At 66.3% G+C, this 15,761-nt stretch carries 7 protein-coding genes and 1 pseudogene; 7 read left to right on the forward strand and 1 reads right to left on the reverse strand.

What is annotated here, in order from left to right; genetic code table 11:
* The first annotated feature begins 289 nt into the window (after positions 1 to 289).
* The 3 genes from ACGFIK_RS14040 (at position 290) to ACGFIK_RS14050 (ending at position 11,307) form a co-directional block, all read left to right on the forward strand.
* On the forward strand, positions 290 to 3,970 hold the full coding sequence (locus ACGFIK_RS14040) for a LamG domain-containing protein (RefSeq protein ID WP_327026624.1): 3,681 nt from the start codon (positions 290 to 292) through the stop codon (positions 3,968 to 3,970).
* An 85-nt stretch (positions 3,971 to 4,055) separates the two neighbouring features.
* Positions 4,056 to 10,967: an RHS repeat-associated core domain-containing protein gene (locus ACGFIK_RS14045; protein ID WP_327026623.1), complete on the forward strand. Its 6,912-nt coding sequence runs from the start codon at positions 4,056 to 4,058 to the stop codon at positions 10,965 to 10,967.
* A gap of 4 nt (positions 10,968 to 10,971) precedes the next feature.
* Positions 10,972 to 11,307, forward strand: a complete 336-nt coding sequence (locus tag ACGFIK_RS14050; protein ID WP_327026622.1) for a hypothetical protein — start codon at positions 10,972 to 10,974, stop codon at positions 11,305 to 11,307.
* A 95-nt stretch (positions 11,308 to 11,402) separates the two neighbouring features.
* On the opposite strand, the gene ACGFIK_RS14055 is transcribed toward ACGFIK_RS14050, so the two are convergent.
* Entirely contained in the window at positions 11,403 to 11,825 is a 423-nt protein-coding gene (locus tag ACGFIK_RS14055; protein ID WP_327027158.1) for a tyrosine-type recombinase/integrase, read from the reverse strand.
* Positions 11,826 to 12,418: 593 nt separating this feature from the next.
* Here ACGFIK_RS14055 and ACGFIK_RS14060 point away from each other — a divergent pair.
* The 4 genes and pseudogenes from ACGFIK_RS14060 (at position 12,419) to ACGFIK_RS14075 (ending at position 15,745) form a co-directional block, all read left to right on the forward strand.
* Complete coding sequence (locus ACGFIK_RS14060) at positions 12,419 to 13,450, forward strand: ISAs1 family transposase (RefSeq protein WP_393339559.1); 1,032 nt, start codon at positions 12,419 to 12,421, stop codon at positions 13,448 to 13,450.
* Between the two features lie 149 nt (positions 13,451 to 13,599).
* A pseudogene (locus ACGFIK_RS14065) lies at positions 13,600 to 14,715 on the forward strand (IS1380 family transposase); the annotation flags it as partial.
* Positions 14,716 to 14,774: 59 nt separating this feature from the next.
* Complete coding sequence (locus ACGFIK_RS14070; RefSeq protein ID WP_327026620.1) at positions 14,775 to 15,086, forward strand: transposase; 312 nt, start codon at positions 14,775 to 14,777, stop codon at positions 15,084 to 15,086.
* A complete protein-coding gene (locus ACGFIK_RS14075) occupies positions 15,083 to 15,745 on the forward strand; it encodes an IS3 family transposase (RefSeq protein ID WP_327026619.1) in 663 nt (220 codons plus the stop codon). The genes ACGFIK_RS14070 and ACGFIK_RS14075 overlap by 4 nt, the downstream gene beginning before the upstream one ends.
* The last annotated feature ends 16 nt before the right edge of the window (positions 15,746 to 15,761 follow it).

Genomic DNA, 15,761 nt, shown 5'->3' on the forward strand with positions numbered 1-15,761 from the left:
TCCATCTGGTCGGGTGGACGCTGCGGCCACAGTCGGAGGTGGCGCGGTACGCGCGACGCCCCATCCGGATGACGCAGCAGCCTGCCGGATCTCGCCGCTGACCTACCGCGCGACCGCCGGCCAACCGGTTGACTGCCGCGGCTGGTACCCGGCAGCTCGCCGCCCTCCTCGTCCCCGATGCGGGACCTCACCCTCGCCTGCCTCGCCATCGGGCGTCCGGCCAGTTGGAGTTGTCATGTCTGAAACGTACGGTCACCCGACACAGATCCCTTCCACTGGTCGGTCGATCGTGATTGGCCTGCCAGATGGACCACGGCGCGACCGGTCGAAGCTCCGCCGCAACCGCTGGCTGACCGCCGGGATCGCCCTGTTTCTGCCAGCAGCGGGGCTGCCGCTGATCGCCGACGTACCAGCCCGCGCCACCACCGTGTCGTGTGTGGCGGAGACGACCTCGGCCGTGCAGGCCGCTGCCGTTGCAAAGGCCTGCGACCACCCGGTGGTGATCACCGAATCCCGTTCCGAGTACAGCCGGGTGCTCGCCCAACCCGACGGACGACTGACCATGGAATCCGGTGTGGTTCCGCAGTGGACGCGGCGGGTGGATGGCCGCTGGTCGGAGATTGACCTCGGTCTGGCTCGAGGCAAGGACGGGCGGCTTCGCCCTGCGGCCTCGGTTGCGGATGTCGCTTTCTCTGGAGGCGGTGACGCACCGCTGGTGACTCTGGTCCGCAGCGGCAAGACCTTCACCATGAGTTGGCAGGGGCAGCTACCCGCACCGGTCGTCGACGGCAACATGGCGACCTATCGGGAGGTCGTGCCCGGCGTCGACCTGGCGGTACAGGCGACCCGGACCGGTTTCACCCACGTGCTGGTGGTGAAGACTGCGGCAGCAGCAGCGGATCCCGCCGTCCAACGGATCCGATTCGATTTGGGTGGTGACGCTACTGCGGTGCGCCTTCCGGACGGCTCGCTGCAGGCGCGGCTCGCTGGGACCATGTTCGCCAATGCGGCGCCGGCGGTGATGTGGAACTCCGCCGACGATACTGGCGGCCTGACGGCGGGTCGGGCCGGCGAAAGTCCGTCCGAGTCCGGCTCGACGGTCGACGGTCCTGGAGTGGCTGCGCAGACCGCGCGGGTGGAGACCGCCCTCACCGACGGCGGTGAACTGGTACTGACTCCGGACGCACAGATGTTGGCCGACGACTCCGCAAACTTTCCGATCTTCATCGATCCGGCGTGGTCGGTGCGGCAGAACCGGTGGGCGTACGCGACGGACAACGGCTGCTCGAATTCCGACGTCAGCGTTGCCCGAGTGGGCCTGAGCCCGGAGGGCCCCTGCCAGGGCCAAATCTACCGGTCGTTCTTTCAGTTCCCGACGAGCAGTGGCGGCATCTCGCTCGCCGGCAAACACATCGAGAGCGCATACGTGCAGATGAAGCTCGACCACTCCTGGTCCTGCGACGACACCTGGGCCTACATGTACCACGTGCCGGTCATCGACCGTACGATGCGGGCCACCTGGTCGAAGATGGCGCTGGGCACGTTGTTGGACGGGGCTGCGGGGCATGCGAACGAGGCCGGTGGCTGCGGAACCATCCAACCCGACATGATCATGAACTTCATCTCCAGCAAGGTGACCCAGAAGGTGCAGGAGGTGGCGGACAAGAAGGCGCCCACCCTGACCGTAGGGTTTTCCGCCAGGTCAGGCGACGGTGGCGAGTCAACCCAGAACCGCTGGAAGAAATTTTTCCCCAACGATGCCAAGCTCGTGGTGGACTACGACTCCAAGCCTGGCAAGCCGACCGGTCTGCAGGTGGCCGGGGTCGCCTGTCTCGCTGCGGACGTGCTCCCGATCGGCACCCTCAACCCGACCTTCTCCGCGATCTACCCCGACGCCGACAGCAGCCAGTCCCTGATGGGCACCTACGAATGGATCGAGGTGCCGGCCGGGGGGATGGGTGCGGTCACCGACACGTACCCGACCCGGCTGCCCCGCCCGCCGACCGCGTCGGCGCCCGCCAACGGCAGGGCCACCACCGCCGCCGTTGCCGCCGCCAAGAACAAGTCGTACGCCTTCCGGGCCACTGCTGTCGATCCGGCACCCTATTCCATCTGGAGCGGCTGGTCGAGTTGGTGTCAGTTCCGTGTCGACACGACCGTGCCGTCGGTGGAGGCCACCGTGATCAGCGGCCCATCCGGACCGGGGGAGCCGGTCACCTTCCGGATCGCCTCGCCCGACACGGATGTCGTCTCCTTCAGGTACGGCTGGACCGGCCCCACCACGGTCGTGGACGTTCCCGGTACACCGAAGAGCACCACCCTCACCCTGCGTCCCCCGAAGTACGGCCGGAACACCCTGTACGTCTCGGCGGTGGACGCCACCCGCAACGAGGGCTACGCCAGCGCCGAGTTCATCGTCGGCCGACCTTCGGCCGCGATCGCCCGATGGGGTCTGGAGACATACCCCGGTGTCAGTCAGCAGCAGGCACTCGCCGATCAACAGGGCGCCCTGGCCGGCGACACACCGCTGACAGCGACAAACGTGACGTGGACACCCGACGTGCGGATGGTCGGCGGTGCCAGCGCCCGTTTCAACGGCATCAACTCCCACGCCATCACCGACGTCCCGGTGCTCGACACCAGTCACTCGTTCAGCGTGGCTGCCTGGGTGAAACCGGCCGCGTTACCGACTACGGACATGAAGGTGCTCACCCAGGACGCCCGCAACGCGGCCCGCTTCGAGTTCGGAGTGCGCCGGCAGGACGCCTCGATGACGCCGTACTGGTCCTTCGTCATGAAAGACACCTCCGACCAGGCCAGTGCCTCCCGGGTGGCCATGGCACCGACCCCGATCACCGCCGCCGACGTGCACCGATGGACCCACCTGGCCGGAGTCTACGATCGCACCGACGGCAAGCTGCGCCTGTACGTCAACGGCGTAAAGGCCGGCGAGGTGCCGTACGCTGCGGCCCCCTGGGCCGCCGAAGGCAGGTTCGCCGTCGGCCGCGGCTTCGCCAACGGGCAGCCGGCCAACTGGTGGCACGGCGAACTCGCCGACGTGCGGGTGTTCAACCGGGTCCTGGTCGAACACGACTTCACCGGCCTACTCGCCACCGACGAAGACTCCGGCGGATTCGACGAGCCCGGCATCCTCGCGCCGATCGAGGTGGGGCGGTGGGACATGAACGCCGCCACCCCCTGCTACGAGGTGGGGATCCCGCACACCTGCCAGGCACCTGACGGCGCGGCGTGGGGGCGACGACTGTCACTGGCCCAGGGCGCGAGCATCGGCAGTGGGCTGCGCGACGGTGGTTTGCTGCTCGACGGCACTCACTTCGTCGAGGACCCCACCGACCGATACTACGGATCGCCGACCGTCGAGCATGGCCACTCGCAGCACAACACCGTGACTCCCGAGTTGCCGACCTGGCAGGACGGGCCGGTGTTGCGCACGAACGACTCGTTCACAGTCTCCGTCTGGGTCCATCCCGACAGCCTGAGGAGCAGCACCCAGACCGCAGTCGGGCAGCGCGGCCTCAAACAATCCGCTTTCTACCTGTCACTGCGCGAGACCCGAACCTCGACAGGCAGCAGCACCCATCGTTGGCAGTTCACCATCAGTGGTGCCGACGACGACCGCCAGGCCCTGCGGGTACACGCCGAGGGTACACACCTGTTGTCTGCTGATGACACGGACACGTGGACCCACCTGGTCGGGGTGTATGACGCCCAAACCGCCGAGATCCGCCTATACCTGAACGGCAGCTTGGAAAAGGCCACCCCGTGTCCCAACGGTGTCTTCCCAGCTACCGGCCCGCTGACCGTCGGCGCGGCCCAGTTCTCCGGTCCAGGCGAACAGCCCAGAATGATGGACTTTTGGCACGGTGGAATCGATGACCTTCAGCTCTATCAGGGGGCGCTGACCGACGCCGCGGTGGCGGAACTGCACCGCACTCAATCCCGGGCATGACCAACGACGAGCCCGGCGCTCCGTCAGTAACCGCCTGTTCACCCGCCCTCGATCCTGCCCGCCATCCACGCAGGAGGTTTTCCCGATGAGCAACCAGGTTCGCCGAAGCGGCGGTGCTCGACCGCCGGGGCGCCCCCGTCGCCTGCTCGCCGCAACCGTCACCGCCGTGGTGGCCGGATCGTTGCTGGTCGCTTCCCCTCTGGCAGGGTCAGCACAGGCCGGCCCCGAACGGCTGCGGTCGCAGGTCGACACGATAGACGGCCACGGTCGAGAGATACGCGGAGCCACCAGCGCCGCGCCCGAAAACAGTGCGGCGCCAGCGCCGGCACCGGTGTGGCCGACCGCCGCTCGGAGCAAGGTCACCCTGGCCGGTCATCGTGCAGCCAACTCCCCCACCGCACTCAGGGTCGGCAGGCTTCCGCTGAAGGTGAGCCAAACCGCCGAGGCTGCCAGCGGCCGCGAGCTGACCGAAGTAGACATCGAGGTCATCGACCGTGCCACCGCCCCGGCATCCCGGCGCGACGGTGTACTGCTGCGCGTCACGGACGCAACCTCACCATCGACCGGGGCGACAGACAATCAGGCCGCGACGGTGGACCTCACCGTCGACTACGACGCATTCCGGCACGCCTACGGCGGCAGCTGGGCGTCACGGCTGCGGCTCTGGCACCTGCCACAGTGCGCCCTCAGCACCCCGGCCGCACCCAGCTGTCACGCCACCGCACTTCCCTCACGCAACGACACCATAGCGGGACAGGTGTCCGCCGAGGTAGTGGCATCGGCCACCGGTGCAGGTGACCTGGTGTTGCTCGCCGCTGACGCCAAGGGCTCCGCCGGAGACTTCACTGCCACCTCGCTGTCCCCGTCGGCCACCTGGACCGCCGGCGGCGCCACCGGCGGTTTCTCCTGGGCGTACCCCATGCGTACGCCGCCCGCGCTCGGCGGCCCGACACCGAACGTCTCCCTGAGCTACTCCTCGGCCAGCGTCGACGGACGGTCGGCAGCGACGAACAACCAGCCGTCATTCATCGGCGAAGGCTTCGACTACTGGCCCGGCTACATCGAGCGCCGCTACGTGAGCTGCGCCGACGACATGAAGGGTGAGGCCAACAACAGCAGAAAAACCGGCGACCTGTGCTGGCGCTCCGACAACGCCACCATGACTCTCAACGGCACCGGTTCGGAACTGGTGTTCCAGAGCGGCAAAGGCTGGCACTCAAGAAGCGAGCAGGGCGCCAGGATCGAAAAGCTGACCGGCGGCACAAACGGGGACAACAACGGCGAGTACTGGCGCGTCACCACCACCGACGGCGTCCAGTACTACTTCGGGCGCAACAACCTGCCCGGCCAGAGCTCCACCACGAACTCGGCGTGGACCGCACCAGTCTTCGGCAACCACCCCGGCGAGCCCTGCCACGCGAGCACCTTTGCCGGCTCCGACTGCACCCAGGTCTGGCGCTGGAACCTCGACTACGTCGTCGACCCCCACGGCAACACCATGTCGTACTGGTACGACCGAGAAACCAACCGGTACGCGCAGAACCTGACCGCCTCGGCCGACATCTCCTACGTGCGCGGCGGCATGATCCGCCGAATCGACTACGGCACCTGGGACCGTGGTACCGCCGACCGGTCGACCACCCCCGTTGCCCAAGTGTTGTTCACCCCGGCCGACCGCTGCCTGACGTCGAACTGCGGCACCCACAACGAGACCAACTGGCCCGACGTGCCCTGGGACCAGGAGTGCACCGGCTCCGAATGCGACGGCCACTGGTCGCCGACCTTCTGGAACACCAAACGACTCGCGAAGGTAACCACCCGCATCTGGGATTCGACCAAGACCACACCGGACTGGCAGGAGGTCGACTCCTGGACGCTCACTCACCGATTCCCGGCCACGGGCGACGGCACCAACCCGGGACTCTGGCTTTCGTCGATCAGGCACACCGGACACGTCGGCACCACGGTGTCCCTGCCACCCATCACCTTCGAGCCCACCGCACTGCCCAACCGCGTGCTCACCGACACGAACACGACGAACAACTGGCAGCGCATCACGAACATCGTCACCGAGACGGGCGCCAAGATCCAGGTCACATACAGCCTGCCGGAGTGCAGCAAGAACGACCTGCCAGCAAGCCCGGCGAGCAACACCCGGCTCTGCTACCCCGTACTCAGCGACGATCCGGCGAAGCCGGATGGCCCTCTGCTCACCGAGTGGTGGCATAAGTACGTGGTGCGGCAGGTCTCCGAATCGGACGTACAGCTCGAAGGCGGGCACCAGGCACCTCCGAAATACACCGCCTACGCCTACGGGGGGAACCCTGCCTGGCACTATGCCGACGACGACGGTCTGAGCAACCCCAAGTACAAGACGTGGAATCAGTTCCGCGGTTATGCGGAAGTCACTACTCGGGTCGGCGACACCAGTGGTCGGCGAACACTGGCGGTCACCCGCTACCTGCGGGGCATGCACGGCGACCGGTCAGGCCCGTCCGGCGGCACCCGGTCAGTGATCGTCGACGCTTCCCTCGGTAGCGAGACCGTCTACGACGAAGACGCGTTTGCCGGCATGGTGCGCGAGGAAACCGTCTACAACGGCGCCCTCAGCAAGCCGGTCAGCAGGACCGTCAACGTGCCGTGGCAGTCCCCGCCAACCGCCAGCCGCACGATCAACGGCGACCTCGTCACCGCCCGGTTCACCAACACCCGCGTCCGCTACGCGGCGACGGCACTCGGCGTGGACGGCGCGAGCGGGTGGCGGGTGACCCGCTCCACCTCGTTGTTCGACAACGTCCACGGCACTCTCGACTGGACCCAGGACGACGGCGACGTGGCGGTCTCCGGCGACGAGCAATGTGTCAGCCAGACCTACAACCGAAACCCGGACCGCAATCAAACCGGGCTGCTGAAGCGAGTCACCACCACCGCGCTGCCCTGCGGCACAACCCCCACCCGTGGCGACGACATTATGTCCGACGGACGGTTCATCTACGACGGTGCCGCCGATGCCGAAACCACGCCCACTCGAGGCTCGATCACCCGCACCGAGCAACTACACGACTGGACCTCCGAAGCGGGCACCACCTTCCGCACCGAGGACCACACCACCTACGACGACTTCGGTCGGCCCGCGACGAGCACCGACATCCGGTCGGTAACCACCAAAACGTCGTACACCCCTGCCCGGGGTGGACCGGTCACCCGGGTCAGCAAGAGCATCCAGGGTGAGTTCGATTGGACCACGCACGAGGACATCACCCCCTACTGGGGCATGGCCTGGAAGACCACGGACATGAACTCCCGGGTCGCCGAGGCAACCTACGACGGCCTCGGCCGAACCACGCAAGTCTGGCGGGTGGGCTGGTCCAGAGAGCAGAACTCACAGCGTCCCTCGACCCGCTACACGTACACCTATTCGCCTGACCGGACCGAATACTCCTCCGTCAAGACCGAAACCCTCAACGTGGCCGGAAACTACCAGGCCACCTACCAGATCTACGACGGATTCCTGCGGCCCCGCCAGACCCAGTCGACCGGCATCGGTGGCGGGCGTCTCGTCACCGACATCATCTACGACCGGTGGGGGCGAGCCTCCACCGCGTACGGCCCGCACGTCGAACCGGGCACGGCCTCCGGCGTGCTCTGGTGGGAACCGGAGTGGTCCGTGCCAGCAGTGGCCCGGACCGAGTACGACGACGCCGATCGGCCGATCGCGGAGGTGTCACTCTCCGGTGACGGCGTGACGAACCTGGTGGAGAAGTGGCGAACCAACACCTCCTACCGTGGTGACCGAGTCCTGCGTACCCCGGCACCCGGTGCAGTGCCGACCACCACCCTCATCGATGTGGACGACCGCACCGTCGAGCTCCGCCAGCACACCACGCCGGCCGGTGTGAACGGCGCCTACGACGCCGTGAAGCACGAATACGACCGGAAGAACCAGCTGGTCAGAAGCACCGACGCGGCCGGCAACCAATGGTCGTACAAGTACGACATCAAGGGCCGTCTGATCGAGTCACGAGACCCGGACAGCGGCACCTCTCGCTCGACCTACAACGAGTTCGGAGACCTGCAACAGACCACGGACGCCCAAGGAAAGGTCCTCGTCTACACCTACGACAAGCTGGGCCGAAAGACCGCCCAGTACGACGACGCTGTCAACGGGGCAAAACTGCGGGCCGAGTGGAAGTACGACCGCCTCTTCACCGGTGTACAGGTACGCGGTCAACTCACCCAGTCCACCCGGTACGACCCGCCCGGCTCCGCCAACGCCTACACCTGGCAAGCGATCAACCTCAACACCCGGTACCAGGTGACCGGTGAGCAGTACCTCATCCCAACCAAAGAAACAGGCCTGGCAGGGAGTTGGGTCTACTCCTACGGCTACGCCACCACCGACGGCACCCCGACCTCCACCACCTATCCGGGCACCGGCGGCCTCGCCGGGGAAACCGTCACCACCGGCTACCACGACACCACCGGCCTGCCGCAGAAACTGACCACCAATCTGCCCAACGTCGGATCGTACGTGACCGGACAGCAGTACACCGTGTACGGCGAACCGACCGTCCTGACCCGAAAAACAGCCGGCGGGACGTACGTCGAGGACAGCCAGGTCTACGAAACCGACACTCGCCGACTTCACCGGACGATCGTTCAACCGGAAACCGCCACCGGTCCGATCGCCGAACGCACCTACACATACGATCCGGCCGGCAACATCCAGCAACTCACAGACACGCCCAGTGCCGGGCAAGCCGAAACCCAATGCTTCCGGTACGACGCCCTTCGTCGCCTGACCTCAGCCTGGACGCCGAAGAATGGTGTCAACTGCGACACCGATCCCGCCGCTTCGAACCTCGGCGGTCCCGCGCCCTACTGGACCGACTGGACCTTCGACGCCATCGGCAACCGGCTCACCCAAGCCAGCCACGGCACGGCCGGCACCACCACCCACACCTACACCGTGCCGGCAAGCGGACCGAACGCCGTCCGGCCGCACGCCGTCACATCGGTCCGGACCGAAGCGCCGGGAAAGGCGCCAGTCGTCCGCTCATATACCTACGACGCTGCCGGTGCGACGGCCTCCCGGCCAGGCGTCGCCTCCGACCAGTCACTCACCTGGGACCCCGAAGGCCGACTGACCAGCGTGGTCGAGAGCGGCACCACCCTCGCCAGCCACGTCTACAGCGTGGACGGCAGCCGGATCATCCGGCGGGACGCCACCGGAACCATCCTCTACCTGCCCGGGATGGAAATACGACGCGACACCGGCGCTACCCAGAACACCGCCACCCGCTACTACGGCTTCGCCGGCAAATCGATCGCCAGCCGCTCCACCAATGGCGGACTGACGTGGCTGTTCAATGACCACCAGGGCACCCAACAGATCAGCGTCAACGCCTCCACCCAGGCCGTGACGACCCGCCGCCAGACACCATACGGAGAACCGCGCGGCCAGCAGCCCGCTTGGCCGAACAACAAGGGGTTCGTTGGCGGCGACATCGATCCCACCGGACTCACCCACGTCGGCGCCCGCGAATACGACCCCACGCTCGGACGCTTCATCAGCGTCGACCCACTGATGGACCAGACCGACCCGCAGCAGTGGCACGGCTACGCATACGCCAACAACTCGCCGGTCACCTTCAGCGACCCGACAGGCCTCATCCTGGACGTCGTCTGGGATAACAAGGCGACACCCAGCGAGGTCGATTGGACTCCTAACGGCTCGAGTTCCAGCGGCGGTGGACCCCGTAGGGGCACGGGTGCCAAGAAGAGTGGTCAACCGGATGACGGGAACAGAACCCGGATCCGGAGGGACTTTTACAACTACACCGTCCAGTACTTCGACCAGTGCGGCATACGGGGCGCGACAGGCTTTCCCATGCCCAGCAAATGCCACATCACCGCGTTCACTCCGGAACAGCTCGACGAAGCCTGGGCGTCCTACCTTTGCCACCGCCTGGGGGACTGTTCCCAATCGGAGGAGCGAGCGAGGAAAAGCCGGCTCAAGTTCTACGAGTGGATGAGCTGGGTTCCCGGTATCGGAGCCCCCTACTCGATCGCTTTGGCGAAAGAGGCGTACGACAACGACGACTACATCGGTGCCGGCTTGGAGATCGTCGGCGTCATTCCAATCCCGATCGCCAAGGGTGCCAAAGCTGCCAAGAACGCAGACGAGGTAGTGGACCTGCTCTCCGGCTCTTCCAGAGCAGCCGATGACGTGGTCGAAGCGTGCCTGAGGCGTCCGAACAGTTTCAGCCCTGACACGCCGGTCCTCATGGTGGACGGTACGACAAAACGAATCAAGGACATCAAGGTCGGCGACTACGTCCGGGCAACTGACCCGACGACCGGCCACACCGTCGCCAGGCAAGTAACCCAACTGCACCTGAACGACGATGAGAGGCTCACCACACTCGTCGTCGTGCTGCCCGGCGGTGAAAAGGTCGACATCGACACCACCTGGGAGCACCCGTTCTGGTCCGACTCGCGTCAGACCTGGATCGACGCGGCGCTGCTGGTGCCCGGAGAGCGACTGCAGACCAGCGGGCCGGCCGTGGTGCGAGTCGGCGCCGTGCGTAACTTCGCCGGCAGCGAGCCGATGCACAACCTCACCGTTGACAACATCCACACGTACTATGTACTCGCTGGGTCGACACCGGTCCTCGTTCACAACAGCAACTGTTCCACTCTGACGTCGGCAATTCACGATGATTCGCTTCTGGTTAGGGCTGCGCAGAAAGCCGGAAAGAATCAGACAGTTCAGCGGGATCTTGATGCGATGCAGGCGAGGCTGGCGGAGGGTAACTTGAATCCGGGTATCGGAAACGGCTTCCTGACCGGAACGGATGTTGCCTATGCTCGTTCCATAAACGGAGCGAGGCTCTTTTTCCGGAACACAGACAGTGGCATTCAGATCGTCGGCAAATCCGACAAGGGAAATCAACCCGCAGTGATCGCTAGATTGCAGAGTATCTATGGACGGTGACTCGTTGATCCAGAGAGACATTGGTAACGCCAGTGCTCTCTTCATGGTCGCGCTCGGGCAAAGGCCGGAAGAGGCGTCGAATCTTGACCTGGTTCTGACGCTTGAGGATGGATCGCGATGGAGTGCGACCGTCCTCACCTTGGCGGAAGTAGATGCAATCTGGAAGCGATGGGAAAAGACAGGAGAATGTTTTAGTGGCAGATATTTCAACTGTCCCGACCTCCTGCTTGTAAGGGAAGCTGGAATTGACAGTATCTGCGAGGTGCTGGAAGACGTTCTGGCGACTGGGGGGCCGGAGGGGGTCCTTGTGCGCCTAGAAGGCGATGGCGCGATTGATTGACCGCTCAAGCGGTTCGCTTACGTGAAATTCGAGGCCCCATCGGTCGTCGCCGATGGGGCCTCTGTGGTGACTGACGGCAGTAGTTGACGGCAACGTCAGCGGACGGGAACCGCGCAGAGGGGCGGCTCGTCGCTGTCGTCGGGCTTGCTGGTGGTCTCGGCGGGGTTGCGGAGGGCGTGGCTGAGGAGGTCGATGGCGTCGCGCTGGAGGCGGAGTCGGACGTGGGCGTAGACGGTGGCGGTGACGCCGATGTGGGCGTGGCCCAAGAGTTCCTTGATCACGACGAGTTCGACGCCCTGCTCCAGGAGGAGGGTCGCCGCCGAGTGCAGGAGATCATGGAAGCGAATGCAGCGCAGCCTGGCGCGGCTGAGCAGGGTGTTGAAGTGCCGGGTGAGGGTGGACCCTTCGATCGGGGCGCTGTCGAGGCGGGTGAAGACGTAGCCGCTGTCCTTCCAGCCCGTCCCCGCCGCCTCGCGTTCCTTGCGCTGTCGGTCGCGGTGCTGTTCGAGGGAGCGCAGACTGGCGTCGGCAGGGCGATGCGTCGTTCAGAGCTCTTGGTCTTGGTCGGGAGGGCGGTCAGGCCATCGGAGTTGGTGCGCTGGAGGGTGCGTCGGATGCTGGCGGTTCCGCCGGCCAGGTCGAGGTCTTCCCAGCGCAGGCCGAGGAGTTCGCCCTTGCGGAGGCAAGTATGCAGAGCGAGTTCGAACAGCGGCTGCAACCGGTGACCGTTGCGCGTCCTCTGTCTTGGTCCTACCAAGGCCGACCAGGGCAAACCCCTCTTGCTGATCTTCAGCAGCAGACCACAGCAACGCCCTAAAAGCGACAGGTCAACGTGGGGAAACGCCAGGGCCCCGGCAAAGTCGTGACGGGTGTCCGGCTTGAGTGGACTGGAGTAGAAGCGCCGTTGTTGATGGTAGCAAGACGGGCATGACTGGTTCAGAAGATCATCAAGGTTCCTACGCCGTGTTGATCGCCGAAGTGAGTCATGCCCGCCCTGCCATCATCGCTGATCTCGTCGGTGTCGTGTGCACCGGCTCTGACCGTGTCCGAAGCCGCTGGTGGGCTGCTCGCAGCGCTGGCCGATCTGCCTGATCCACGGGCCCGTCGCGGTGTGCGGCACCGGCTGTCGGTGGTGGTGTGCGCGGTGGTGGCCGGCCATCGGTCGTACACCGCGATCGCTGAGTGGATCGCCGATGTGCCGGCGGCGACGGCGCTCGCGCTGGGCATGGCCCCGGATCGACGTCCGTCCGAGGCGATGATCCGCCGGCTGTTGCAGGCCATGGACCCGCAGCTACTGACCGTGGCGGTCAGCGTCTGGCTTGCCAGCCGGTCTACGGCCGGCACGTCGACGTCCCGGCGAGCGATCGCCGTCGACGGCAAGACCCTGCGCGGCTCGCGCACCAGCGACACCGCAGCCCGGCATGTGATGGCCGCCTGTGATCAGGCTGTCGGCGTGGTCCTGGCCAGCACCGACGTTGACGGCAAGACCAATGAGATCACCCGATTCGCACCGCTGCTCGATCAGATCGGCGACCTTCGCGACACCGTGATCACCGCCGACGCGTTGCACTGCCAGCGTGAGCATGTCGACTACCTCGCCGAACGCGGCGCGCACTGGATCCTGACCGTGAAAGGCAACCAGCCCAACCTGCACAGTCAACTCGCCGGCCTGCCCTGGCGGGCCGTCCCCGACGCCACCCGCGACACCGACCGCGGCCACGGCCGCCGCGAGATCCGTGCCTTGAAGGTCCTGACGATCTCCACCGGCATCGACTTCCCACACGCCACTCAGGCGCTGCAGATCCGCCGCCGCAGACGGCGCCTAGACCAGCCGAAACGTTTCACCACCGAGACCGTCTACGCCATCACCGACCTGCGGGTGCACCAAGCGCAACCGGCGCAACTGGCCGCATGGGTCCGCGGCCACTGGTCAATCGAAAACAAGATCCACTGGGTGCGGGACGTCACCTACGACGAAGACCGCTGCCAGATCCGCACCGGCACCGGCCCCGAGATCATGGCCGCCCTACGCAACGCCGCCATCGGCGCCCTACGCACCGCCGGCATCACCAACATCGCCGCCGCCAACCGGCATCACGCCCGCGACAGCACCCGCCCACTGGCACTACTCGGCATCACGTAACGACTTTGCCGGGGCCCTGGGGGAAACGCTGAAAGCTGCAGGTAGTCAGCCTGCGTAATCGGGCATAGACCAGTCTTAGCCTCGGCCCTTCGTTAAGGGCTGTCCAGAGTGTGGGTGGAGAAAGGAGAAGTGCCTTCTGATCAGGGAAGATAGGGCTTGTCGAAGGTCCTGATCATCCCGTTACGGAAGGCACTTGCTGGGTGAAGGCTACCGCAACGCGTCCGAGGATCGTGGTGACCGGCGACGGGCGGGGCGTGGTCGGTCACGCGGGTGCCCGCTAGCTCGCCGACCTGGCCGACGCGACCGGGTTGACCAGCGCATTCAGTCAGGCTCTCGCCGGGTTGCGGCAGCGGCGGAGCGGGCACGATCCGGGCCGGATCGCGGTCGATCTGGCAGTGATGCTCGCCGACGGCGGCGAGGCGATCGCCGATCTCGCGGTGCTACGAGATCAGGCCGCCCTGTTCGGGCCGGTCGCCTCTGATCCGACCGCGTGGCGGCTGCTGTCGCACCTGGACGAGACCCTGCTGGCCCAGTTGCGGGCGGCACGGGCTCAGGCCCGCGAGGTGTCCTGGGCCCAGCACGCCGAGGTTCACGACCAAGCTTTCCCGCAGGTCAGCGTGGCCGGCCAGCAGGTGGCGGGCCTGGTGCTGGACCTGGACGCCTCGATCGTGATCTGCCACTCCGAGAAAGAAGCGGCGACCCGCACGTGGAAGAAGACGTTCGGGTATCACCCGTTGTTCTGCTTCCTGGACAACACCGGCGAGGCACTGTCCGGCCTGCTGCGCGAGGGCCGGGCCGGGTCGAACACCACCGCCGACCACATCACCGTGCTCGATCAGGCCCTGGCCCAGATCCCGGATGAACACCGCCACGGCACCCCGATCCTGATCCGCTCCGACTCCGCCGGCTCCAGCCACGGCTTCCTCGCCCACCTCCGCGGCCTGCGTGAGCAGCACCTCGACGTCCGGTTCTCCGTCGGCGCCGCGATCACCGAACCAGTACGCCAGGCCATTACCGCCGCCACCGGCTGGGTCCCCGCCCTCGACACCGACGGGGAACTGCGCGAGCACGCCGAGATCTGCGAGATCACCGGACGGTTCGACGCCGCCGGCTGGCCCGACGGAACCCGGTTCATCGTCCGCCGCGAACGACCGCACCCCGGCGCCCAACTGTCGCTGTTCGACACCATCGAAGGCTAGCGGCACCAGTTGATCGCCACCGACACCCCGCCCGGCCAGGGCAGCATCCAGTTCCTGGAGGTGAGGTTCCCCCGGTAGCTCGGAGGCTTTCGATCATGCTCTGATGGAGCTGAAGGGAGTCATTCGTGGCAGCACCGAAGAAGTACCCCGATGAGCTGCGTGAACGTGCGGTGCGGTTGTATCGGGAGTCGGACCCGAAGCCTGTGATCCGTCAGCTGGCCCGCCAGCTCGGGGTGCATCACGAGGCGTTGCGGAACTGGATCCGCCAGGACGAAGCGGACCGCGGTCAGCGTGACGACCGGCCGACTACCTCGGAGTTGGAGGAGTGGCGCCGCCTGCGGCGGGAGAACGCCGAGTTGAAGCGGGCGAATGAGATCTTGAAGGCCGCGTCGGCTTTTTTCGCCTCGGAACTCGACCCGACCCGGCGACGGTCGTGACGCTCGTCGACGAGCTGCGCGATCGCTTCGGGGTCGAGCCCGTCCTCCGGGTCATCAACGTCGCCCCGTCGACCTACTACGGCTGGCTCGCCCAGGCCGCCGACCCGTGCGCTCGGCGGCGGGAGGATACGGAACTGGCGGTGGAGATCGCGGAGATCCACGATGTGTCGGGTGGCACCTACGGCAGTCCAAGGGTGCACGCCATGCTGCGCCGGCAGGGCCGCCAAGTGGGCCGCAAGCGGGTGGAGCGGTTGATGCGCACCGCCGGCCTGCAGGGCGCGTTCCTGCGCAAGAAGTGGCGCATCCCGTCGACCCGGTCGAACCCGAAAGCGACACCGGCTCCCGATCTGGTGAACCGGCAGTTCACGGCTGCGGCGCCGAACCGGTTGTGGGTCGCCGACGCCACCCGCATCCCCTGCGGTGAGGGCGTGTTCTGGCTGGCAGCAGTGCGGGAGGTGTTCTCCAACCGCATCGTGGGCTGGCGCTGTTCTGACCGCTGCGACACCGATCTGATCCTCGGCGCTCTGGAATACGGCATCTGGTCGCGCGACGTTCGTGACGGCCAACTGATCCACCACAGCGACCGCGGGTCGAACGGCGGTTTCAACCGGTCGTCGCAACACCTTGATCACGGAGGTGTGCATGGGCAGGAACACTAAGCTGGAGCAGGTGCCG

This window comes from Micromonospora sp. NPDC048871, assembly GCF_043198155.1.
Taxonomy (GTDB): domain Bacteria; phylum Actinomycetota; class Actinomycetes; order Mycobacteriales; family Micromonosporaceae; genus Micromonospora.

Excerpts from the sequence above, each read along its gene's own strand:
- ACGFIK_RS14045 (WP_327026623.1), top strand. The coding sequence starts at position 4,056 with ATGAGCAACCAGGTTCGCCGAAGCGGCGGTGCTCGACCGCCGGGGCGC.